Here is a 23652-nt window from a genome sequence, read left to right as displayed (position 1 = left end):
GAACTCCTGTCAAAAGTTAAAAGTAGCTTTACTGCCCCTCGTTGTCCATAAAGAAGTTCATCAGCGAATACTTCACCTTCTCAGGGTCCACGTCTACGAACTCGTTCCTTTCTGCAGGCGGGAACACATCGAAGACCGCGAACTTGCCAAATCTCTCCTTTGAATCGGTCAGGAACCTGCCATCAAGAAGTATGCGTGCACCATAATCCTCAGGGGAGCGGACAACCCTGCCCATAGCCTGTCGGATCTTGCGTATTGTCGGCACCTGTATGGCATATTCCCATCCTGCACCGTAACCAAATACATGATCATATGCTGACTCTACTGCATTCATCCGGTCATTGAGAGCCGGATAGCCCACGCCTACTATCACAACAGTGCGACCCCTGCCATCACGGTAATCGATACCCTCGCTTAAGGTTCCCCAAAGATAAGACATCAGCACGGCTTTACCGCCGGACTCACCTATAGAAAAGAAATCCAGTCTCACTTCCTGGGAAGACACACCGACCTCATCGAGGAAGATGGGCACATCGATTCTGGGTTCCAGTTTTGAATAGAACCTCTTTGCCTCAAAGGAGCTCTGGAAAAAGATGATAACATTGCCCTTTGAGTGCTCAATTGAATCAAGAAGGACCTGTTCCAGCAACTCGACCGTATGCGGATCATCCCGGTTCTTGGCAAAGAGAGGAGGAATGGATACTGCAATTGAAAGGCGTTTTTCTTCCGGGAAGGATGTACCGTAGGATATCTCGCAGGTGTCCCGTGTGATTCCCAGCGTTTTCTTCACCATGTCGAACGGATGAAGTGTCGCTGACATCAGTACACCTGAGAACAGGGAATTAAAGAGCGGTTCTGTAACGTTCTTAGGAATACATGTGAACAGTTCCACACGCCCGTATATCTCATCGTTCATATCCCTGCGGACATTCAGTATAGGATAATAGTTAGGATTATGGGACAGCTCCAGATAGGCTGACAGGAAATCTGCAACATAGCGAATATGGGAGCGCTTCATCACGCCAGTTAACCCTTTCTTATACTGATCACGATAGGTCTCATCGAGTTTCGCCCCGATCTCGCTTGCCTCTGAAAGAAGTATCTGTATCTCATCCTTGTCACCGAAATCTTCCTTTGCGTTGCGAAGGAACCTTGCGCGTACGATGTCGTTGCGGTCATAGGGATCACTGATACGCATGTCATACCAGTTCTTCCTGACACGCTCACGCTCACCGAACTTGAACCTGGAATTATAGGTCTCAGTAATAACATCCTGGAAGACCTTGAACAGGTTATGGATATTGTCATCTGCCAGAAGATCGATGTTGGCTTCAAGTTCTGCTCTTGCTTTTTCGATAGAATGCTCGGTCAGGGAAATAGAGGAATGTGAACGGGCTGCAGATTCGATATTATGCGCTTCATCAAAGATAGCGATGACATCCTGCGGCTCCTTTTCAAGCCAGCCTAATACCGTTGAGAAGATATCCGCATTCAGCACATGGTGATAATTACAGATCAAAAGGTCAGCATGCTTAAGCTCACGTTTTAGCAGCTCATATCCGCACATGCCGTTCTGGAGAGCGTGGTCATTGACCTCTTCGGGAGTTCGCACTTCCTTAAAGAGCCAGTCACGGAACTTTTCACTATCGGACCTTAGCACCTCATAGAGGTTATTACAGGATCGATCACGCAGGCCTTTGGCCTTCTCTTCCAGAGCATCAAGCTCCTTTGACAGTTCATCACGAAGCGCTACAAAGGCCTGATCACGGGATTTCTTGTAGCTTTCCCTGGCAGACCTGAGCTCCTGCCTTTTAAGATGCATCTCACGCTCGGCCTCCATTAGCTCAAAGGTGTTCTCCCTTTTGACAGAACACTCCTCATAATCCGCTTCAAGGGGACACATTGTTGTCTTCCCTTTCACGATTGCAACCTTGACATCGTGTGTCTTCTTAATGTCACGAGCTTCATTGATGAACTGGACCATCTGCTGATGTACATTCGTAGCTATAATGACAGTCTTGTCAAGCTGTTTTCCCACATGGAGTGATGGTGACAGAGCGCTCAGCGTCTTGCCGGTCCCGCATGCCCCCTCGAATAGCACGAACTGCTTCTGCAGAAGGGCAGAGTGTATTCTATCCATTGCCTCCTGCTGGTTATTATAACAGGAACTTTTTGGGAAATATTTCATATACGCGGGATTGTCACTCATCGCACACCCTATGCATTCACCCTACTTTAATGGTAGTGATGGATCATCAGTCCAGAGGTCTTACCGACACAATACCCTCTGCAATAACGCGATCTGTAGTACTATCAAACACCTTAACAGTGATCAGACTGCCTTCCCGGAACCCGTAATTATTAGAAGTATCCGAGTAACCTCCGACACTGACACGGACCGTAGAAGCATCCGTACCATTGATACTGTCATCACCATTAAGCACCAGGAACTCCCCGGCAGACCACAAGCCATCGTCGACACCCGGATTATTGCTCTTGTAGGTCGCACATGTTCCGGAAGGTGCCAGATCGTAATATTTGGCAGTTACCTGCCCGTACACCTTGAACCCTCCATGTCCCACTTTACCGACATAGCTGCTCCCATCACCACTGAGGACCACAAAAGTGGAGTCAAGGTCCAGCGGGTCTCCGCCTTTATGTTCGAGTATCACAAAATTCTCTTTATACTGCACTGCATTCGGCACGCCACCAACAGCATCTTTGACCTCTATCATAGCCATAGGGGTAGAAGAGGAAATACTACCAAAGACACCATTATCCATTACTGCTGCTGCCACCACCCCTCCAAGAAGAACGGTCAGCATGACCAGCAGAAGCGCTCCGATTATTGGTGCTACCGCACCATCGTTTTTTAGGATCGCCACCATAATTTCAACCAAGTGGTAGACAACAGAGGGGTATTAAATTATTTTGTCAGACAATTGCTATATATAAAACAAGAACTTGAATATAACTCTTTTTTAATCTATGAGAAATGAATTATTGCAAAAATATATCATAAAATGGATATGTGTAGCCATCAGTCCACAAGATAAGCAAAACGATTTTCCTAAAAGTGAAAACCATGTTTTGATAATCGATACCTTTTTATCTAACTTATTTAATGGGTATATTGCAAAATTTGCAACTAATACAAGTTAAACCAACTTGAATAGGAGAAAATAATAATGGTAGCAGTAATTAACAGAGACGAATGTGTAGGATGCGGAACATGTGTAGATGACTGCCCATCCGATGCAATTTCAATGGACGGCGACAACATCGCTGTAGTAAATGCTGACGAATGTCTTGACTGTGGTGCATGTGTGGACTCCTGTCCAACAGATGCTATCACAATGGAATAAGCCTGCTTATTCCATTTATCTTTCTATTTTTCATATCGCTTCTTTTGTATTGTTTTTTCATACTGCTTATTTCATACTGTTTATTTCACATTGCATTACCAGACGAGTTACGTTTCACGCCTGATCACACATTTAATAGCTGAAATGGTTGAGTGAACACTAACTTATTTAGACCTGAACCTCAAAAGAAAGCCAGAGTATGTTGGTTATTGTGGCGATAGATATATAGCATTGACAACATTATGAGTAAAGATCATCATGTTAGTTGTATTATCAGTAGGTGGATCCATACTCGCAAAGGACCTGGATCCGGAGCATTTTGTTGCTTATGCTTCCGCACTCCGGGAACTGGGACGTGAACACAAATTAGTCATCGTTACCGGTGGCGGTGTTGCTGCAAGGAATTACATAGACGTTGCAAGGACCGTAGGAGCAAACGAGGTTGTATGCGATTTTATCGGAATCGACATAACAAGACTGAACGCCCAGCTCCTGATTGCAGCACTTGGAAAAAATGCGTATCCTGAACCCCCTACCAGCTACAAGGAAGCTGAATTTGCCCTTGCATCAGGGAAGATAGTGGTCATGGGAGGAGTAATTCCGGGGCAGACCACAGATGCGGTTTCCGCAGTTCTTGCCGAATATCTCAATGCAGACATGATGGTTATCGCAACATCCGTTGACGGTGTATATTCAAGTGATCCAAGAGAAGACCCTGATGCTAAGAAATATGATGTCATGACAGCAAAAGAACTTGTCAGCGTTGTAATTTCAACAGAAATGAAAGCCGGATCCAAATCACCTGTCGACCCTCTTGCTTCCAAGATCATCGAGCGCTGCAACATCGATACTATCGTAATGGATGGAACTGATCCGGAGGATGTACTTCAGGTCGTACTTCAGGAATGCTCAAAAGTAGGCGAGATAACCGGAGTGCGCCTTGGCACACGTATAATCGGTTGATCTAAAAGGAAATGTTGATCTGATGATCGATACCTTTTATTGATTTCAAAATGAACTTGTGATGGAGAAAGGATAAAATCCATCACAGGGAAGCATCTTTTTTTGGAATATTTTTATATAATAGCATGATACATCTATATTAATACATATATGTTTGAGGTTAAATCTACAGTCTAATTACAGCAGTCCGTGAAAATATGGCTGGATTCAGTAATAAATTGAAGAATCTTACAAAGGGAATTCTTCGAAAAAAAGGGAGCAGCGGACAGGAAGGTTCACCTTTCGATCCACAAGCGTCTCCATTTGATTCGCCGCAATCCCCTTTTGCAGCAGGCCCCCCTGATTTTGGTGATGCCACTAATTTTCCCGGAGGGACACCTTCGGGACCACCGGTAGGTTCGCCTTTTGGAGCTGCATCCTCATTTCCTTCACCACCAGGACCGGGAGGAGATCACACTCTGCAACCCGAACCTGTTGACAATAAGCAGATCAACGAAAATGCTGAAAAGATCAAAGCACTTGAAAACAAACTCTCAAAAGTCGACACAGCCATTTCTACAGTGCAGAGGGAAAGCCAGAGTGTGAAAACAACAGTCGATAAGATCGACCAGAGCGTACTGGAACTGCTTTCGCTTTACGAATTGGTTTCGAACCAGGTAAATCCTTTTGTTGGAGATGAGCTTGGAGGTCGTGCCACTATTGAGCGTTTTGACAAGGCTGAAAAAAGGATAGCTGAAGTTGCCGATTTTGTAATGATGCTCCAGAACGAGGTAGAAGGACTTAACCAGAGCATGCAGATGCCAGGGCTTCCTGCTGAAGCAGAATCAAAAATAGAGAATATAACTACAAAAATGGACGTTTTTGCAGATTCACTCGTTACACTTCAGGAAAGCGTTACGGAGATCTCCTACCAGGTCAAGGATGCATACGAAAGGCAAAAGCAACTTGACATGGACATAGTGGATATTGCACAAACAACAAGCACCTTTGCCGGCAGGATAGGTGAACTTGAGAAGATCGACCTTTCCGAGCTACAGGAAAAAGTGGAACAGTCAATCCTTAAAAGATCACAGGCAACCAATGGTGAGCTTTCAAACCAGACCGATGAATACGGAGAACCTATAAGTGAAGGAAAGCAAGCAGGTGAGAGATCACCGATAGTGCGCCTGGAGTCCATTAAGAAGAACCCTATGAGTGTCGTGGTCCTACTGAACTGGATAGAGTTCCTGATGGAACGCGTCGGCAGAAACAACCTCATGGATGCTCTTGATTATTATGTTGATATCGGCTGGATAAGTGAAGAGGTCAGATCAGAGATCATGGCCTATGCAAGGGGAATAGACTACTATGTGGAAAAACCCACATGGAGGCTTTTGCCGGAAGATCACACAAAGTCACTCCTTTTCATCGAAAGACTTTGCGGACGCAAGATCGACAGGAACATGCTCAGCATGATCGACAGGGAAATGGCGAAAGTGAAGCATGGCCTGGAGGAGCTTTATGGGATTTGAGACTACTGTTGTCATTTCCATATTCTTTGTCTCGGTCCTTGTCCTCGGCACAAACTCCTACGCTGTGATGAGCAGTTCAAATGATGTCATCAGCGATGCTGAAGACATAAGGTATGAAATGCAATATAACAAGCTCAACAGTGCAGTATCCCCTGGGTCGATGACGTTGGACAATGAAAGTTCCATATTGATGATCGAGGTGACCAACAGCGGAAGTGTTGTCCTTGATTCTGATGAGATCAGTATGCTGGTGGATGGATATCTCCTTAATTATGACTACTATCCGGAAACTGCAAAATGGTATCCCGGGGAAACAAAAATATTTGCAGTTGAAGATCTTTCCGGATCAGCCAGTAAAAGAGTGAAGATCGTTACAGACAGTGGTGTAGCCGGGTATATAGGCGGCATTCCGGGCAGTGGAGATGGCACTATTCCGGACATTGACTGGGAAATTAATCCTCCTGAAGGCAACACGGATGAGATCATTACCATCGATTCAATGAAGAGCGACAAACCAAACTCAATATTGATAATAGAGGCCACAAATCACGGAGATGAAGCACTCTATGCAGATGAACTAAGCATACTGGTAGACGGAAAAGTCAAGCTCTATAGTTACTCACCAGACACGAGAACCTGGTATTCGGGAGAAACGAAGACCTTTGCAATAGAGGGTGTTTCAGGATCTGCATATATGAAAGTTGAGATCATTACCGATAGCGGCATATCCGCATCTTTCAGCGGAATCCCGGAAAAATAACCAAGGGTAAATAAATAATAAATAATTGAACCGAGATTCTAAATTACCGGATCATAAAAAGGTGTACAGATGGCATTCCTAAAAAGATCAGACAACTCCAGCTTTATCAAAGACAGGAAAGCGGAGACTGCAATTACACACATGATATTTTTCATAGCTGCCATCCTTATAGCTATGACAGTCATCGCAGTCATGACTTCAAATGTCCAGTCACTTACAGGTGCTACTGCATCAAGCAGCAAGGTGCTGTCTGAACAGATAAAGACAGACATAACCATCATCGGTGATCCGGAGACAATACCATATTACCCTTCCTCAAAAGAATATGAGTTCTATGCCAAGAACACCGGCAGAACCGACCTGGATACCGAATACCTTGATGTGTTCATAGATGGCTTACATGTCGATCCACAAAACCTTGAAATTGAATTTTTTGAGCCGGATGTACTCTGGCGACCCGGAAACACAATTGAGATCTATGTAAAAGTAACAACTGAAATGACCGAAGGCGACCACAGGATACTGATAGCTACAGAAAACGGGAAGTCCGACTCAATGGATTTCAGGATAACAAAGGAGTAATATGTCATCGATCTGTTCTTTCGAAATTCCCAGGGATGAGTTCAATGGAAAACTTGGAGGAGGATTCCCAAAGGGCTCCCTCATCGTGATAGAAGGAGGTAGCGGCGGAGGAAAAAGCACCATCTGCCAGCGCCTTACCTACGGTATGATCGAAGGAGATACAAGTGTTACATTCATCTCCACACAACTCACAACAAAGGGTTATATCAACCAGATGTACTCGCTGGACTATCCGATCGCACCACATCTGCTGAAAGGAAGACTTCTCTATATTCCGGTAATACCACTCATGCAATCTGCAAAGTCAAGGATCGATTTCATTGAAAGGTTGATGGGCGCAGAAGAGTTGTTCGAGAAGGATGTCATAGTAATAGACACCATATCTGCCCTCATAAAGTACAGTGCAAACGCTGAAAAGAGCCTGGACCTGATCTCATTCTTCAAGAAGCTTAACGGAATGGGAAAAGTTATAATCCTGACCATCGAACCCAGTGAACTGGGAGAGGAGCTCGCATCGATGTTCCGCTCATCCTGTGACATTTATATGACACTTCGTTCAAAAGCAATGGGTGCTGAAGTGAAACGTACAGTTGTCGTGAACAAATTCACCGGAGCAAAAGGTCCTGTGGGACAGATGATAGGCTTCAGGATCGAACCAAAAGTAGGACTTGTCGTAGAAATTGCATCCGTTGCGTAAAAAGATAAGCTGAGGTATATTAAGTGGAAGCTGAGTATCAAAAGGCATTACAAAGAAACCCCCATCTGGGAGTATATATCCAGGACTTTGTAAAAAGGACAGGCAATAACCCTGAATTCGTAACCAGCCTCTCAAAAGATATACAGGACGATGAGTACATCAACCTGATACTCGCTGTGGGAGATCCCGTTTTCATTCACCTGTACGGGACACACGAAATGGGGGAGATCGGATACTATACAATAGAACCTCTGCTTAATGATCTCGAAAAGGCGAAGTACGATGCCATAATGGACCTGATCCTTGAAAGGTCTGCAAACGAACCTGTGCCGAAGAACGAAGATAAATTAAAGGAACTTATTGCAAAGCTTTTGAACGAAGCAGTGGATATTGGTGCTGGCGGGCAGATCGCCACCGATGAAAAGGTAAGTATAATCGAGAAACTGATCCCGAAACAGAAGAAAGTTCCGGTTACCCAGCAGGAATTCAACAATCTGCAGTATCACATTGAGAGAAATATCATTGGTTCCGGACCTATAGAACCAATAATCAGGGACCCACACCTTGAGGACATACACAGTATCGGCGTAGCCGGGGTCTTTATCGTTCACAAGATACTGGGCATGATGAGGACAGATATTTCATTTGGTAATGAGGAAGGTCTTGACCACTGGCTCAGAAGCATGAGTGAAAGGATCGGAAGACCTGTAAGTGATGCCAGACCTATCGCCGATGGTGCACTTCCTGACGGGTCACGTATCAATATCATTTACAGTCTTGATGTCAGTAAGCGTGGAAGCAGTTTTACCATGCGTAAGTTCAGCGAGGTTCCGGTAAGTATTATCGAACTGATCATGTGGGGAGCTATCAGTTGTGAGATGGCCGCATACATGTGGATGTGCCTTGAAAATGGCATGAGCATATTCTTCAGTGGAGAAACTGCCAGTGGAAAGACCACCATGCTTAACGCATGCCTGGCTTTTGTTAACCCGAAGTCCAAGATATTCACCTCAGAAGATACCGCAGAGGTGCAGCCGCCCCAGCCGGTCTGGCAGCAGTTGATCACCCGTGAGGACGGACCACCTGACTCAAGGGTAGACACTTTCGCACTCCTGAAAGCAGCTCTAAGGTCCAGGCCGAACTACATCATCGTGGGTGAAATACGTGGTGCAGAAGGAGCTGTAGCTTTTCAGGGTATGCAGACCGGTCACCCGGTAATGGCAACTTTCCACGCATCTGCTGTCACAAAGATGATCCAGCGTCTTACGGGTGACCCGATCAACGTTCCGGTCACTTTCATTGATAACCTCAATGTTGCAATGATATTGCAGGCAGTATATCGAAAAGGAAAGTTCCTCAGGCGTTGCATTGCTATTGAAGAGATAGAAGGATACTACGAAGATGCAGGCGGTGTCGTTACAAGAGCCGTCTTCCAGTGGGACCCGGATACCGACACCCATAATTTCAGGGGTCTTAACAATAGTTTCATTCTTGAGAACAAGATCGCAACAAAGCTCGGATATGAGGACAAAAGACAGATATACAAAGACCTGATGTTGCGGGCAAGAATACTGGAAGAGATGAAAGAAAGAGGTATCAAGGACTACTACGATGTTCTTGAGATCATTATCAACTTCTACAAGTATGGTGTTGAAGGGCTGCCTTTCGCAATATGAGGAGAGATAAATGGACTTTCAAAAGGCATTCAACGCACTGGAAATGGAACCAAAAGCCTATGCGAAAAAGATAGCTTTGCCAATTGTGTCTTTTGGATTTATCTTCTCGATCCTTGTCTATGTGTTGTTGCCGGACCTCTTCACCGGAAATACACAGATCATACCTGCACTCATACCAGTGATATGTATCTTTTTTGCATTCTACTACCCATTCACGGCACTTGGAAGCAAAGCTGCACAGATCGACAACAACATGCACTACTACATCACACAGATGGGTGCAATATCTACAGCAGAGACCCCAAGGCTGGATATCATAAAGATCGTTTCCCGGAATGAGAGCTACAAGTTCCTTGCAAAGGAAAGTGAAAAGATATACAACCTTGTCACAGTATGGAACATGAGCCTTTCCGATGCATGCCGATTCGCATCAAAGAGGACACCCTCCGTCCTTTATGAGGATTTCTTGGACAGGTTTGCACACGGTCTCCAGTCCGGAGAGGACATCAAGTCATTCCTTGCAGCAGAACAGAATGTCGTGATGAACGAGTACGAATCAATGTACAACAGTTCACTCTATGCGGTGGAGGTCATCAAGGAACTGTTCGTCTCCCTTATTATGGCATTGATCTTCCTTGCTTCTTTTGCAGTGATCATGCCTATCCTAACCGGAATGGATGCGATCCTGCTGATGGCAATAGTAGTTGTTGTTTTCGTGGCAACTGATGCGGTGATGATCACTTTTACAAGATCAAAGGTCCCGAAGGACCCTATCTGGCAGCAGACAAAAATAACGACAAAGGCCAAGATAAAATTATACCAGTCCATCCCGATCTCATTTGCAGGTTGTATTATTGTCGCTATAGCTGTCATGTTATACGGTAAACTGGAACTGCCTATTGCTGTTGCAGCGGTAATGACACCACTTGCCTATACCGGCCATGTTGCAAAGAAAATTGAAAAGGATATCAAACGTAAGGATGAGAACTATCCCTCATTTATCCGATCCCTTGGAAGTTCTGCAGGTGCAAGAGGCGGACTTATCGATGAAGCACTTAAATCATTGCGCATACATGACTTTGGCCCGCTCACTAAAGATGTAAATGCCCTTTTCAAGAGAATAAACACCCGTGTGGACAAAACCAGATCATGGGACTTCTTTTCAGCCAACACAGGAAGCAATCTCATACAGCGCTTTAGCGCCATGTTCGTTGAAGCCACCAATCTCGGTGGACAACCGGAAGTGATCGGAGACATGATCGCTACGAACTTCCACCGCATCGTTAACCTGAGAAAGAAGAGATACCAGTCCGCTTCCAGCCTTGTAGGAGTGCTATACGGTCTTACAGCAGGCATAGGTTTTACCCTTTACATCTCACTTGGGGTTGTTGACCTCATGCAGGACATGTTCACGACCGTTTCGATGCCTGAAGGAATGGGAATGGGAATGATCCTTAGCACTGAAATAGGGGACATAGGACTCCTGTCAGCAATGATATTGTTCATAATGATAGCACATTCGCTCATGTCGGCCCTACTCATACGATTCGTTGATGGTGGACATATCCTCTGTTCAGCGACAGATTTTGTGGTAATGTCATGGATATCAGCCTTAAGTGCAGTGTTCACAACAGCAGGTGTGGCATCCCTGCTTGGAGCTACATGACAAAAATAAAAGGTTATACCATTTAAATATCCAAATTGGCGTAGCCAACCCAAAAATCGATGGATCTCAGGCTTTCAAAATAAGGGAATAAAAGCTGAATGAACAAGTAAATAATAAAGCGAACCGGACGGTATCATCCATCCAGCATGTTGCGAACATAATCCGCTATTGCCCTACCAACCTCAAGGGTACTGGCAGTCCCGCCAAGATCCGGTGTCGTTATCTTTTCAAGTATGCTCTTACCTACAGCCTCTTCAACGAGCTCTGCTTCCCTCTGGTAGCCCATCCATTCCAGCATCATCTTCATACTCAGGATAGCTGCGATCGGGTTTGCAATCCCTTTACCTGCAATGTCAGGACCACTTCCATGTACCGGCTCAAAGAAAGCATACCTGTCACCAATATTTGCACTGGGAGCAAGCCCTAGGCTGCCTATAAGTGCTGCGGACATGTCGCTCAGTATGTCACCAAAAAGATTGGTTGTGACCACAACATCATACCTCTCAGGATATGTCATCAGGCTATACGCCATGGCATCCACCAACATGTCACTGTACTCCACACCTTCAGACCTTGCGGTCTCACGGCAGACATTCAGGAATAAAGTATCTGACTTTAGTACATTGGATTTATGAACGATCGTAAGATCATTTCGACGCTCTTTAGCCAGCCTGCAGGCAGCTTTTGCGATCCGCTCTGAACCTTTCCGGGAGACCACCCTTTTCGTATACGCCACATCATCATGCAGCTCCTCGATGGATGAATACATACCTTCGGTATTTTCCCTCACGATCACAAAATCGAAATCACTTTTCCCGGTCACGCCTGTAACACCGGGAAGAGGTTTGATCGGACGTATATTCGCATACATGTCAAGCTCTTTGCGTATTGTGAGTAGCACACTCTTGTAATTGGGATCAGCTGGTGTGGTGATCGCGCCAAAAAGAACACAATCACAGCTTTTCAACACATCAAGGTCATTATCATCGATGGCTACCCCGCATTTCTCCCACTTGCCGTATCCCAGCTCAAGCGGAACCTTTTCAATTGGAAGACCAAATGTATCAAGGACCTCTACAGCTGCAGGAATGACCTCCCTGCCGATGCCATCTCCTTCAACCACTGCAACTCTCATTTTTTCAGACATAATTCACTTCCTTTTCCCTGCAAGGTCCAATGCCAGGTCCCTGACAGCTTCTGCCACAAAGAACTCAGATGCACCCCAGTGAACTACAACGCCTTCTATACCGTTAATGGTAACTCGCCCTGATTTCTCGGAGCGACAGCATCTGGTGATGAAAGGCTTTGTCGGTTTGAAGATATCGGACTTGAACGGACAGATGTTCACCAGTGAATACTCAACATCCGGGAATCTGGTCTCAAAAAGCTTTTTCGAGATCTCACATCCCACAAGCAGAGTGCCATCCTCTGTTATGATATCAGAATCAAGGAACTTGCCCTTAAGCCCGGAACAGGAGCACGGGAACACCGTCTTGGGTCCCTCGAACTGGGAAAGATCGATAACATTCTCAGTGAAACGCACGCTGAAGTCCCCGAATATACCACTTACCTCAAGCCGTCTTATCACCTGGGAAAGCCATGAAGGTTCCGGAGGCACTACATCAACGATCTCGATCCCTATGATCCCGGACAATGATGGTTCATGCACGAACGTTACGTGATTGTCCACGCCTGTGAATATGACAGTATTGACACCATCTTTGCAGAGTCCCACTGCTGTTTCAATGAGAAGGGTGCGGTCCTTTATGTTCAGTTTTTGGTCATACTTTATGACCTGCTCCTTTGATGCAACGAGGTCAAGCTTTTCCACCTCACGCAAAAGGTCATCACCCTGCTTTGTTACATGATAAAGAGAATATTCAACATCCTCCTCTCCAACACGGTCTTCAACGACCATGTATTCGGAAAGGAAATAGATGATGTTCTCCTCTGCATCGTCCGGATGTATCCCGGTTACCCCGACATACTTGTATTCATCTGGAAATATCATGGTCACTTTATTTGTCCTGTTCTTGTAAAGCCTTACGATGCTCCACAAGGCCACCGTCTGTGAGGATCTCAAGCAGGAAATCCGGAAGTTTGTTGCCCTTGAAATCTTTCCCGTTCACCCGGACAGTTCCTTCAAGCAGGTCAACCTCCACGATGTCACCTTCCTTGCATTCAATATCAGCTTCCATTAAAGGAAGTCCGACATTGATAGCATTGCGGAAAAAGATGCGCCCGAAAAACTTTGCGACTACACAGGAAACCCCTGCATACTTAAGGGCAAGAGCTGCCTGCTCCCTTGAGGAACCACAGCCGAAATTGTTCCCGCCTACCACAATGTCTCCGCGCTCAACCTTTCTGGAAAAATCAGGGTCGATGCCTTCCATTGCATGATCAGCAAATACCTGCATATCAGTGGTCCTGAGATATTTTCCCGGAATGATAACATCCGTGTCGATATCATCGCCAAAAATCCATGCCTTTCCTTTGATCTTACTTTCCAATGTTGTCACCTATGATGTAGGTTTTACATGATAATATTTGTAAGTAGCGGAAAAATAAAAGAATTGTGTGACCGAAATAACGGAACGATCACAAGTCCGGAATGGTCTTCAGATAGTCCCGTACCTGAGGACCGAAGTCTTCACTGCAAAGTGCAAAATCAATGACCGCCTGCACATACCCGAACTTGTCCCCGGTATCATATCGCTTGCCTGCGAACTTGTAAGCATAGACCTTCTGCATATCGTTGAGCATACGTATACCATCAGTAAGCTGGATCTCCCCGCCGACACCCTTTCCGGCATCGTTGATGCAATCGAAGATCTCAGGAGTGAACACATACCTGCCTATGGCACCGATGTTCGATGGCGCATCTTCAATGGAAGGCTTTTCCACAATGTCCTCGAGAGCATACAATGACTCATCCAGTGGTTTGCCCTTTATAATACCATAACTGCTGACCTTCTCCCGTGGAACTTCTTCAACTGCAATGGTAGAGCACCTGTATTTTTTGAAGACATCGATGAGCTGGCGAATACAGGGTGTGTGGTTGACAATGATATCATCCCCAAGGAGAACTGCGAAAGGATCTCCGCTTATGTGCTTCCGGGCAGTCATAATAGCATCCCCAAGCCCTCTTGGCTCTTTCTGCCTGATGTAGTGGATGTCCACCATGGAAGAAATATCCTCCACCATCTTCAGAAGCTCATCCTTATGTTGCTCCTTAAGGTGCATCTCCAGTTCAGGAGAATCGTCAAAATAATCCTCAATGGAACGTTTGCTCCTTCCCGTGACAAATATAATGTCATCTATACCCGATGCTATAGCCTCTTCCACAACATAATGGATCACCGGCTTGTCAATTATCGGAAGCATTTCTTTTGGCATGGACTTTGTCACCGGCAGGAACCGGGTCCCAAGACCTGCAGCAGGAATTACAGCTTTTTTAATATCCATTTACATCAGACCTCTATTACATTTCCATCCAGTACGTCCCTTTCACTGACATCTACATCTTCTACAACATTACCATAGATGATCTTGTAAGGTCCCACCGGCATAGTATCGAACTGGGTCTCCCCTTCAATTGGCCCTTGCGTGGAATATGGTACCGTAAAGGAGTAAATTCCGTCCGAAACGGCTGACTGGGAGTATACGAAGGTCCTGCCAATGTTGGTATGTATGGTTACTGAAATTACCACATCCTCACCTTCAGGCGCTTCACCAACGATCTGTGCACCCTCAACATACTCGAAGATCTTGACATATCCGGTATCTTCCAAAGCGATATTTCCTTCAAAGAGCGCATTGTAAATGTTCTTGTAACCTGTTTCGGCAGAGTTGCCAACCGGGGATTCGTGCACCATACGATATTGTTCAAGCCCCCTCGCATCAAAGATGTGTAGCCGTGATTCCATGGAATTGAAATACCTTGGTCCCGGCACTGTCTGCATTCCCATGTCTGTCTGTACAGGAATATAGTAGTCAGCCGTATCAAGGGTCCATGCGCTCATGGCATAGAACTTACCGGTTGCCATCTCCACATCAGAAACGATGTATCGTGCACCTGCCTTCTCAGGATCAGGATGCACTGCCTCAAGAACTGCGGTAGCCTCTTCTTCTGACTGTGCTGTGAAGAATGTTGATGCACCTGGCTTGTTCTCTTCCTCGATGCTATTCCTGCGTCCTCCGACTCCCTGCTGGAACGGATTTGCATTTGGAATACGGTGGCCGATCACCTCTATCCAGTGACCGTAGTCCCACCAGGACATCACACCATATGCGGTATCCGGGTACTGGTAGCTCTCACCTTCTGCCGGCACCTCGTAGCTCTCATAGTAATCCAGTCCCGGGTCAGGTGTGTTGGAGTTCAGCCACATGGTAGCTTCGATCCAGTAGCCGTTGGGACCACCTGTGTACTTTGACTGTTGCATTGACATGTTGTAACTTGGATATACGAGGACCAGTAGAATGACCAGAACTGAAATTACATGCCATATCTTGACATTCTTAATGTCGAACTTGTCCTTTAATTTGATGTCAGCGAGCAGGTCTTTCCAGCCTGCAAGCTCCAGAACTTTGATCCCGACATAAGCAGAGAGGATCGCAGCGTTTACGGAATAATAGTATGCAAAGCGGTTCTGCTGGAGCATGGCCCAGATGATCATGAAGGTCCAGACCAGCAGGAATGTTCTTTCTGGAGTGTTGTTTTTCTTGAATGCTTCGTAACCTAGGAAGATTATTGCTATGAGTGAGATATATCCAAGGGTTGTGAAGTTGCCCCAGAAGGGACCGAGGGAGAACTGGCCGCCTACGGAGAGGAGGGGAGATGCTTCTGCAACAGTGAGTCCGCCACCAGTGCGCATGAAGTAGCTGAAAACACTTGTAACCAGTGCATATGCAGAAGGCGAGATTATCTTTGCTGCCAGGATCCCACCAATGAATAGCAGTGCAGCTGAACCGGGATAATAATATTTGTTGAGTTTTTTCCGGCTCATAGCTATCGACATTCCGGTAAGGATAGGGAATGCAACGATACCTGCAAGCAGGCCTTTAATGTGTAATGCTTTTGTGCCTCCCAGATGTGGAGTCAATAGAACAATAATAAGCGCGACAGCAAATATGACCATTCCACTGATAGCCAGATAATCGGTCGGCCTCCCTTTCAAGTGATCCATGACATGCTGTATCGCGATGTAAACACCTATTATGAAACTGAAGAAAAGTGCCCCTTTCCATGCCAGCGAGTATGCACCCAATGCAATACCTGATAGTACAAGATATGGAAGAGCTGGTTTCAAGTTCTCAAACTTTGAGTTTTTTAGATCATCAAAAGAGATCCCCGAATCGTTTGCCTTCTTTATTGCCATTATAAGAAACATTGCTGTGAACGTGCTCAACAGGGTCTCAGCGATGTGGTGATCATTGAATCCCAGAATCGACCTGGAGAGAAATTGACCGGATGATATTGCAATAAGCAGTGATGCTAAAAGTCCAGTCTCACGGTTGAACAACCATTTGGCAGCAAAGTATGTTGGAACTACCACCAATGCCCCTAAGAATGCAGGGTAGTATGCGGAAACTGTATAAATTAAGTCCTGGCTTGGGTTTCCACCCCCAAGTATCCATATAATGGCTGCAAGGACAAGGTCGAATAATGGAGCAAATACCTGATTTGTGCCATTTGGATATTGTGTATATGCATCGAACCAGAGCATATTCGGAAAATTATGCACGATCGATTCCACGTTCCTGAGGTGGTACCACGGATCATTGCCCCCAAAGCGAACAAATCCGTTAGAGAGGAACACGCTTGCTTTCGGGATGGTTCTTATGTAAAGGGCTAGTAGGAAAGCGAGGATTATGCCTGCAAAATAAGGCAGACTATTTGTAAATTTCTGTTTGTTTTCATCGGTCATGGGTTCCACTCATTAGAAGGATCATTATGTTAAATTTATAATATATAACATAAAATCATAGCATATGATATATGTATTATGAGATATGTGAGGATATAATAATACAAATAGATAACTAGTTTGTTGTTTGTAGCAACAATTATTGGATTTTTGAAAAATATAAATTGTAAAACTTTTCGAATGGACTTATTTCAAGCAAGAATGTTTATTATATAGATCTGTTCTAGAGAGATTCAATTTGATGCGAGTGATATGATTGAAAATTTGCATGTTAACCACCGTTCATCCACCATTTGATACCAGAATATTCCATAAGGAATCAAAGTCCCTCTCAAAGGCTGGTCATTCGGTAACAATAATTGCTCCTTCATATCCTTCAGGTGAAGAAAGTGTGGATGGAGTTAACATCATCAATGTGAAAAAGCCTTCTTCAAAGATCCTTCATCCCATCACAATGCTGCGAGTTTTCGTTGCGGGATTGCAGCAGGACTGTGATGTATATCATTGCCACGAACCAGGTTCTTTATTTGTTTGTGTTTTGCTAAAACTGGTGAAACGAAATAAATTGATCTACGATGCTCATGAGCATTATCCTTCATTGATCTCGGAGGATGTAATTTTTCCAAACATTTCCAGAAAAGTGATTCATAAGTTTGTTGATGCATCTGAAAAATTATTATGTAGATTTACAGATAGTATAATTACTGTAAACTATTCTCTCGAAACAAGATTTAATGACATTAAAAAGACAACTATACTTTTCAATGTTCCAATGCTAAATATTTTCACATTATCAAATACTGTAAAAGAAAACAGAAGGATAGTATATGCAGGTAATGTGAATAAAAAAAGAGGCCTTGACAGATTATTAGCTTCAATGCCACAAATAAAAAAAGGATTTCCTGAGGTACAGTTACTGATCGTTGGCAAGATCCTGGATACAAAGGAGTTCGAAACTTGGGTGTATTCTTACATAGAAGATCACGCACTCGCTCATAATTTCAAGATCACCGGATGGGTGCCACATGAGCAGGTGGTTGAATATATACAAAGATCGGATATAGGCGTGATCTTATTCCAGCCTACATATTACAATAACATAATCGGTCTTCCAAACAAGTTGTTTGAGTACATGGCATGTGGCACTCCAGTGATTGGAAGCAATTTTCCGGAGATACGTAAAGTAGTCGAAGAATCAAACTGCGGACTCCTTGTGGATCCCACAAACATCCAGGAGATCACGGATGCGATCATTTGGCTTCTGGAACACACTGATGAAGCAGAGCAAATGGGGAAAAATGGTCGTCGTGCCGTCGAAGAAATATATAATTGGGAGAATATGGAAAAACGTTTATTCAAAATGTATGAGGACCTATCATGAAAATATTATCGATCATCGGAGCCCGACCACAATTCATCAAGTGTGCTCCACTTTCCCGTGCTATTCGCAAAGAACATGAAGAGATCCTTGTACATACAGGCCAACACTATGATGCTGAGATGTCAGATGTCTTCTTCAACGACCTCAGTATCCCGGAACCTGAGTACAATCTAAGCATAGGTTCCGGCTTACATGGTGAGCAGACAGGAAAGATGCTTATCGAGATTGAGAAGGTTATACTCAAAGAAAAACCAGACATGGTGTTGGTATATGGTGATACCAATTCAACTCTTGCAGGCGCCTTGGCAGCATCCAAACTCCATATCAAGGTAGCTCATGTGGAAGCTGGCCTGCGCTCATTCGACAGGAGAATGCCAGAAGAGATCAACAGGGTAATGACGGATCACATCTCAAATCTCCTTTTTTGTCCCACTGAAACTGCGGTGATAAACCTGAAGAATGAAGGCGTCACAGACGGTGTTTGCAATGTTGGCGATGTGATGAAGGATGCACTTGAATATAACCGACCAATTGCCGAAAAAAAATCAACAATCCTTGAAAACCTTGGTCTGAGTCCAAAGGAGTTCATGGTGGCGACAGTCCACCGCCCATCCAACACCGACAGCGTTGAGAACCTATCATCAATTGTAAAAGCTTTTATTGATGTTGATGAAACAATTGTTTTCCCGGTACATCCTCGAACTGAAAAATACCTGAAGGAATATGGCCTTTGGGATGAGCTGTGCCAGCATGTCAAGGTCATATCACCGGTTGGTTATCTTGACATGCTAAAGCTGATGAACAATTCCAAGAAGATACTCACGGATTCCGGGGGAGTGCAGAAAGAGGCCTATATGCTGGGCGTGCCCTGTGTGACAATGCGGGAGAATACCGAATGGGTGGAGACTGTGGAAGATGGGTGGAATATTCTTGTGGGTGCAGATTATGGAAAGATTGTGGATGCTATTGAAGGGTTTGAGGGGATTGGTAAGGTGAGAAATGTTTTTGGAAAAGGCGCTTCAAGTGATAAAATTTTACATGAAATCCATTCAGTGTGTTGAATTATATGAAAATCCTGCACATAAGAAATATTGCTAATGTTGCATATAACCTCTCATTGCAACAAAAAGACCTTGGTCATGAAGTACGTGTTTTCGAAATTACCAGAAACTATACTAGTGATAATAAAAATATTTCTTTGAATCTCCCTCAAAATTATCGAAGAAAACATATTTTCAATCGTTTTTTTGTAATTTATAAAAATTTAATTAAATTGCTTCGTGAAGAAAATTTTGATATAATTCATCTGCATGGTGGTGGCATATTCCCTATGGATTTGGATATACCATTATTGTTCAAGCGATTTGGTAAAGTAGTTGTTCATTGGCATGGAAGTAAATTGAGAAATAATGGTAAAAGTTTTGGATCCAGGTTTGCAGATGCAGAGATAGTTTCTACTCCTGATCTTTTAGAATATGCCCCAGGTGCGGTATGGATACCTAACCCTATAGAATGGCATGGATTGAAAAAGAGATATCGAAATGATGATAAAATTGTGATTGGCCATGCACCCACTAATAGATTTTATAAAGGAACAAAGTACTTTATTGAAGCAATTAAGGATTTAAAAAAAGAGTATCCAAATGTTGAATGTTTATTGATTGAAAACACCTCACATAGAGAAACATTGGAATCTATTCGAAATTGCGATATCGTTGTAGATTCAGTTGGGTTTTACGATAAAAGACAAGTTGGTTGGTATGGGGTTCTTACAAATGAAGTTCAGCAGATGGGAATCCCTTCTTGTACATGGATTAAGCAGAGTATGAAACCATATTTAGAAGAACCAAGTGGGATATTTAATGTCACAAAGAATGATATTAGAGAAAAATTGGAACAATTGATAATAGATGATGACTTGAGAAGGCATTTAGGTGAACAAGGAAGAAATTATGTGGAAAAATTACATAATGATAAAAAGTTATGTTCTAATTTCATGGGAATTTATTTTGGAATTCTCTAATATCTACAAAAATCTAAATATAAATAAATTTGGAAATATCGAAATTAGCTGTACAAATAACATACCTAATCGATATTGGTTTTGTTGAAATCTAATAGAAAAGTTGTAGGAAATTAAAGACGGATTTTAATATTTAAAATAAATAACTTCAGCACTAATTAGTGTTGCTTTAGACTTTAAGGTTATCACAAAGATTAATTATCTTTATATTAAATAAAAACAAAGTGATCAAATGAAAAATGTTTTTGTAATCACTAATGGTAATGTATTAAATAATTTAGATGACAATAAATCTGCAACTTTCACTCGAATACATTATCTACTAAATGAATTAAATGAATTTCAGGATATCAACGTTAGCTCAATACAGTTTAAACAACTTCCACGAACTAGTTCCACAAATATAATCTTTAATAATATTGTTAAATCAATCGTTGCTTTAAAGTCAACAGTATTCCTTATAATAAACAGACCTATAGTTTTTTTTGCATATCCTCATTCATTGAATACGATTCAAAATCGAATTCTTTTTAATGCTTCTAAATTATTAAATTTAAAAATTATTATGGATGTTCATGACACTATCGAACAAGTGAATGTGTTAGGAAATGGCAAATCTAAATTGAACAGTAAAATAGAAAAGGATTGCATAGTTAAATCTTCTTTATTATTAATATTAAATAAATCAATGTGGAATTCCATAAGAAACTTATATAATATAAATGAAGAAAAAAAGGTCATTTTTATTCCTAATGCTTTTGAAAAATCATTCCTTGAATTATATCCAAATTCATACAAATGTGTTGAAAATAGGCTTAATATCTGTTATATGGGTGGTTTGACAAAAAACAGAGGGATTGATATATTAGTTCAGGCTTGTATAGAACTCCACGAAAAGTATTCATGTTTAAAGTTATTTTTATTTGGTTCTTATGGAGTAGGTATTTCAGAAGAGTTAAAATATATTATTGAAAGTAGTGATTTCATTATAAGAAAAGAGATTCCAAGAAAGGATATTGCAAAATCACTACAAACCATGGATCTCTTTGTTATGCCATATAACCCAGATATAAAATATATGAATGAATCTTCGCCTACGAAATTCTATGAATATATAGGGTGCGCTAAACCTATTATATGTACAAAATGTGAGTCTTTAACTAATGTTGGAAAAAATAACTCTATATTATATGTTGATTATAATGTTGAAGATTTTAAAAGGATGATGGAATTTTTAATTCAAAACCCTAGAATTAGAGAAGAAATGTCAAAAAAAATGACTGAAATTAGGTTAGATCACACCTGGAAAGGACGAGCTAATGATCTTCATAATGCAATCATAGCGTTGACCAATAACTCAAATGAATCGTAAAAGTATTGTAAGTTCACCTTGAAGTTATTAGAGGGATTTATGCCTAAGCTACCTTATATTTTTAGTAGGTTAATGAGTATTGAGCCTATTAGACGCCAGAGCATAATAACACTTATCTGGCAGATTTCTATAACATTCATTGGATTTTTAAGTACTATGTATTTTGCTCATACTGTAGGTGCCAGTGTTCTTGGCGCATATTTTCTGTTCTTGGCCTATTTTGGCACTTTAAATCTTCTTTGTGATGGTGGCTTTGGTGGTGCTGCGGTAAAGCGTATAAGTGAAGGAAATCAGCAAAATGAGTTTTATTCAGCATTTGTTGTACTGCGAGTAATTTTGATAGTATTTTCTATTGTTGTTTTAATCCTAGCACGTCCATTACTTGTTGATCTCGATGGTTCGGGTATGTTTTTCTGGTTGCTAGTTGCATTAGTAATTGGATTTGTTTTTAGCAGCATTTCATATGGTATTTATGGAGTAGGCAAAGTAGGCATTTACCAGACCACCGGTTTTTTAAACAGTACATTACGCGTACTTTTTCAAGTAGTTGCAGTTTTTTTGGGCTTTGGTGCAGCGGGACTTGCAGGGGGTTTTGTCTTTGGTATGATTGCAGCAAGTATCATTGGATTACGTTTTCTTGATACGAGATTTGTACGTTTCAACTCATATCATCTTCGGAGTCTTTTTTCATATTCATTTTGGATATTTTTATCATCAAGTGGTAGCGTTGTGTTTACTTATGCAGATACTCTTTTGATAGGACATTTCTTAGAAAATGCTGATGTAGGTGTATACCGTGTAGCATTTCAGTTTACATCCATTGCAACTTTTACAACAATTGCAATGCGCACGGTTCTCTTTCCAAATGTTAGTAAGTGGGGTACATCAGGTAACTTAGATAGGATTGAAGCTGCTCTTTCAAAGGCGTTTACTTATTCATTGATGCTTGCTGTACCAGTTTTGATTGGGGGTTTGCTTCTTGGCGATAGGATGTTATATTTCTTTTATGGTGCTGATTTTGAGAGTGGTACTTATGTTATGTATTTACTTCTTTTAGTACAGGTAATAAATGTCTTCATGTTCCTTCAGACAATGTATCTTAACGCTTTGGATCGCCCCAAGGATTCATTAAAAGTAACTGCTGTATCAGCAACAGCTAATATTCTGTTAGATTTTATCTTAATTCCAATTTTTGGTATAGAAGGAGCAGCATTTGCAACTTTGTTGACTATGGCGTTAAACGCTTTACTTGCGTATTTTGTTCTCTCTAAATTCATTAACATAAGGTTGGAATACTTGCCTGTTAGGAATATAATAATATCATCTCTCTTAATGGCAACTGTCGTTGGATTCTATCGATTATTGATACCAATTTTTAACATTTGGTTTACACTATTACCCATAGTACTAGGAGGGGTTATATATGGAGTATTTTTATTAAAGATTGACAAAAATCTCCGTATTGAAATTCAAAAGATATTTACTCAAATGGGGATATCCCTACCTCATTGGTTTTGATATTTTGATAATAATGGATTTGCTTTTAGACACTTATGATAACATTATAGTAGCTTCTTTCATAATTTCTCGAAGCTACTTTTTCCTTGGAATACTCAACATGCTAAAGGATGTGGTTATTATGGGAGAAAAATATAACCAAAAAAGAAATTCATGGCGGTGAATATTTCTATATTTTAAAAAAGTATTTGCGGAAAACTAATGTCTATTA

20 protein-coding genes are annotated in these 23652 nt (G+C 42.4%); 13 read left to right on the top strand and 7 right to left on the bottom strand.

Features of this window, described 5'->3' with window-relative positions; all coding sequences use genetic code 11:
* Positions 1-28 precede the first annotated feature (28 nt).
* Entirely contained in the window at positions 29-2209 is a 2181-nt protein-coding gene (locus tag E7X56_RS08915; protein ID WP_135606427.1) for an ATP-dependent DNA helicase, read from the bottom strand.
* A 46-nt stretch (positions 2210-2255) separates the two neighbouring features.
* Positions 2256-2900 carry a type IV pilin N-terminal domain-containing protein gene (locus E7X56_RS08910; protein ID WP_135606426.1) on the bottom strand — a complete coding sequence of 215 codons (645 nt, stop codon included), beginning with the start codon at positions 2898-2900 and terminating at the stop codon, positions 2256-2258.
* Between the two features lie 288 nt (positions 2901-3188).
* Here E7X56_RS08910 and E7X56_RS08905 point away from each other — a divergent pair, with 288 nt between their 5' ends.
* From E7X56_RS08905 to flaJ, 8 genes are all read left to right on the top strand, one after another.
* Positions 3189-3365, top strand: a complete 177-nt coding sequence (locus E7X56_RS08905) for a 4Fe-4S binding protein (RefSeq protein WP_135606425.1) — start codon at positions 3189-3191, stop codon at positions 3363-3365.
* A gap of 258 nt (positions 3366-3623) precedes the next feature.
* Entirely contained in the window at positions 3624-4328 is a 705-nt protein-coding gene (pyrH, locus tag E7X56_RS08900) for a UMP kinase (protein WP_135606424.1), read from the top strand.
* Positions 4329-4525: 197 nt separating this feature from the next.
* On the top strand, positions 4526-5839 hold the full coding sequence (locus tag E7X56_RS08895) for a FlaD/FlaE family flagellar protein (protein WP_135606423.1): 1314 nt from the start codon (positions 4526-4528) through the stop codon (positions 5837-5839).
* Positions 5829-6599: a hypothetical protein gene (locus E7X56_RS08890; protein WP_135606422.1), complete on the top strand. Its 771-nt coding sequence runs from the start codon at positions 5829-5831 to the stop codon at positions 6597-6599. The genes E7X56_RS08895 and E7X56_RS08890 overlap by 11 nt, the downstream gene beginning before the upstream one ends.
* A gap of 69 nt (positions 6600-6668) precedes the next feature.
* On the top strand, positions 6669-7181 hold the full coding sequence (locus E7X56_RS08885; RefSeq protein ID WP_135606421.1) for a flagellin: 513 nt from the start codon (positions 6669-6671) through the stop codon (positions 7179-7181).
* Position 7182: 1 nt separating this feature from the next.
* On the top strand, positions 7183-7878 hold the full coding sequence (locus E7X56_RS08880) for an ATPase domain-containing protein (protein WP_135606420.1): 696 nt from the start codon (positions 7183-7185) through the stop codon (positions 7876-7878).
* A gap of 23 nt (positions 7879-7901) precedes the next feature.
* Positions 7902-9554 carry a type II/IV secretion system ATPase subunit gene (locus tag E7X56_RS08875; RefSeq protein WP_135606419.1) on the top strand — a complete coding sequence of 551 codons (1653 nt, stop codon included), beginning with the start codon at positions 7902-7904 and terminating at the stop codon, positions 9552-9554.
* Positions 9555-9564: 10 nt separating this feature from the next.
* On the top strand, positions 9565-11220 hold the full coding sequence (flaJ, locus tag E7X56_RS08870; RefSeq protein ID WP_135606418.1) for an archaellar assembly protein FlaJ: 1656 nt from the start codon (positions 9565-9567) through the stop codon (positions 11218-11220).
* Positions 11221-11353: 133 nt separating this feature from the next.
* Here flaJ and E7X56_RS08865 read toward each other — a convergent pair whose 3' ends face one another.
* The 5 genes from E7X56_RS08865 to E7X56_RS08845 all read right to left on the bottom strand — a co-directional run bounded on the left by E7X56_RS08865 (position 11354) and on the right by E7X56_RS08845 (position 17147).
* Positions 11354-12355: an isocitrate/isopropylmalate family dehydrogenase gene (locus E7X56_RS08865; RefSeq protein ID WP_135606520.1), complete on the bottom strand. Its 1002-nt coding sequence runs from the start codon at positions 12353-12355 to the stop codon at positions 11354-11356.
* Positions 12356-12370: 15 nt separating this feature from the next.
* Complete coding sequence (locus E7X56_RS08860) at positions 12371-13231, bottom strand: hypothetical protein (protein ID WP_135606519.1); 861 nt, start codon at positions 13229-13231, stop codon at positions 12371-12373.
* A gap of 7 nt (positions 13232-13238) precedes the next feature.
* Positions 13239-13730 (bottom strand): 3-isopropylmalate dehydratase, encoded by a 492-nt coding sequence (locus tag E7X56_RS08855; RefSeq protein WP_135606417.1) that lies wholly within the window; start codon positions 13728-13730, stop codon positions 13239-13241.
* A gap of 88 nt (positions 13731-13818) precedes the next feature.
* The gene (galU, locus tag E7X56_RS08850) at positions 13819-14685 is read right to left on the bottom strand and encodes a UTP--glucose-1-phosphate uridylyltransferase GalU (RefSeq protein ID WP_135606416.1); all 867 of its coding nucleotides are present in this window, start codon (positions 14683-14685) and stop codon (positions 13819-13821) included.
* A gap of 5 nt (positions 14686-14690) precedes the next feature.
* Positions 14691-17147 carry an oligosaccharyl transferase, archaeosortase A system-associated gene (locus E7X56_RS08845; RefSeq protein ID WP_135606415.1) on the bottom strand — a complete coding sequence of 819 codons (2457 nt, stop codon included), beginning with the start codon at positions 17145-17147 and terminating at the stop codon, positions 14691-14693.
* Positions 17148-17415: 268 nt separating this feature from the next.
* Between E7X56_RS08845 and E7X56_RS08840 the strand changes: the two genes are divergently transcribed.
* The 5 genes from E7X56_RS08840 to E7X56_RS08820 all read left to right on the top strand — a co-directional run bounded on the left by E7X56_RS08840 (position 17416) and on the right by E7X56_RS08820 (position 23441).
* A complete protein-coding gene (locus E7X56_RS08840; RefSeq protein WP_135606414.1) occupies positions 17416-18528 on the top strand; it encodes a glycosyltransferase family 4 protein in 1113 nt (370 codons plus the stop codon).
* Positions 18525-19589 (top strand): non-hydrolyzing UDP-N-acetylglucosamine 2-epimerase, encoded by a 1065-nt coding sequence (gene wecB / locus E7X56_RS08835; protein ID WP_135606413.1) that lies wholly within the window; start codon positions 18525-18527, stop codon positions 19587-19589. Before E7X56_RS08840 ends, wecB begins: the two co-directional genes overlap by 4 nt.
* A 5-nt stretch (positions 19590-19594) precedes the next feature.
* Complete coding sequence (locus E7X56_RS08830; RefSeq protein ID WP_135606412.1) at positions 19595-20551, top strand: glycosyltransferase; 957 nt, start codon at positions 19595-19597, stop codon at positions 20549-20551.
* A 232-nt stretch (positions 20552-20783) separates the two neighbouring features.
* Positions 20784-21923, top strand: a complete 1140-nt coding sequence (locus tag E7X56_RS08825) for a glycosyltransferase (RefSeq protein ID WP_135606411.1) — start codon at positions 20784-20786, stop codon at positions 21921-21923.
* A 39-nt stretch (positions 21924-21962) separates the two neighbouring features.
* Positions 21963-23441 (top strand): flippase, encoded by a 1479-nt coding sequence (locus E7X56_RS08820; RefSeq protein WP_135606410.1) that lies wholly within the window; start codon positions 21963-21965, stop codon positions 23439-23441.
* The last annotated feature ends 211 nt before the right edge of the window (positions 23442-23652 follow it).

This window comes from Methanococcoides sp. NM1, from assembly GCF_900774285.1.
In the GTDB taxonomy this organism is placed as follows: domain Archaea; phylum Halobacteriota; class Methanosarcinia; order Methanosarcinales; family Methanosarcinaceae; genus Methanococcoides; species Methanococcoides vulcani.
The sequence above is the reverse complement of the archived record's forward strand: the minus strand, read 5'-3'. Positions and strand labels throughout refer to the sequence as shown.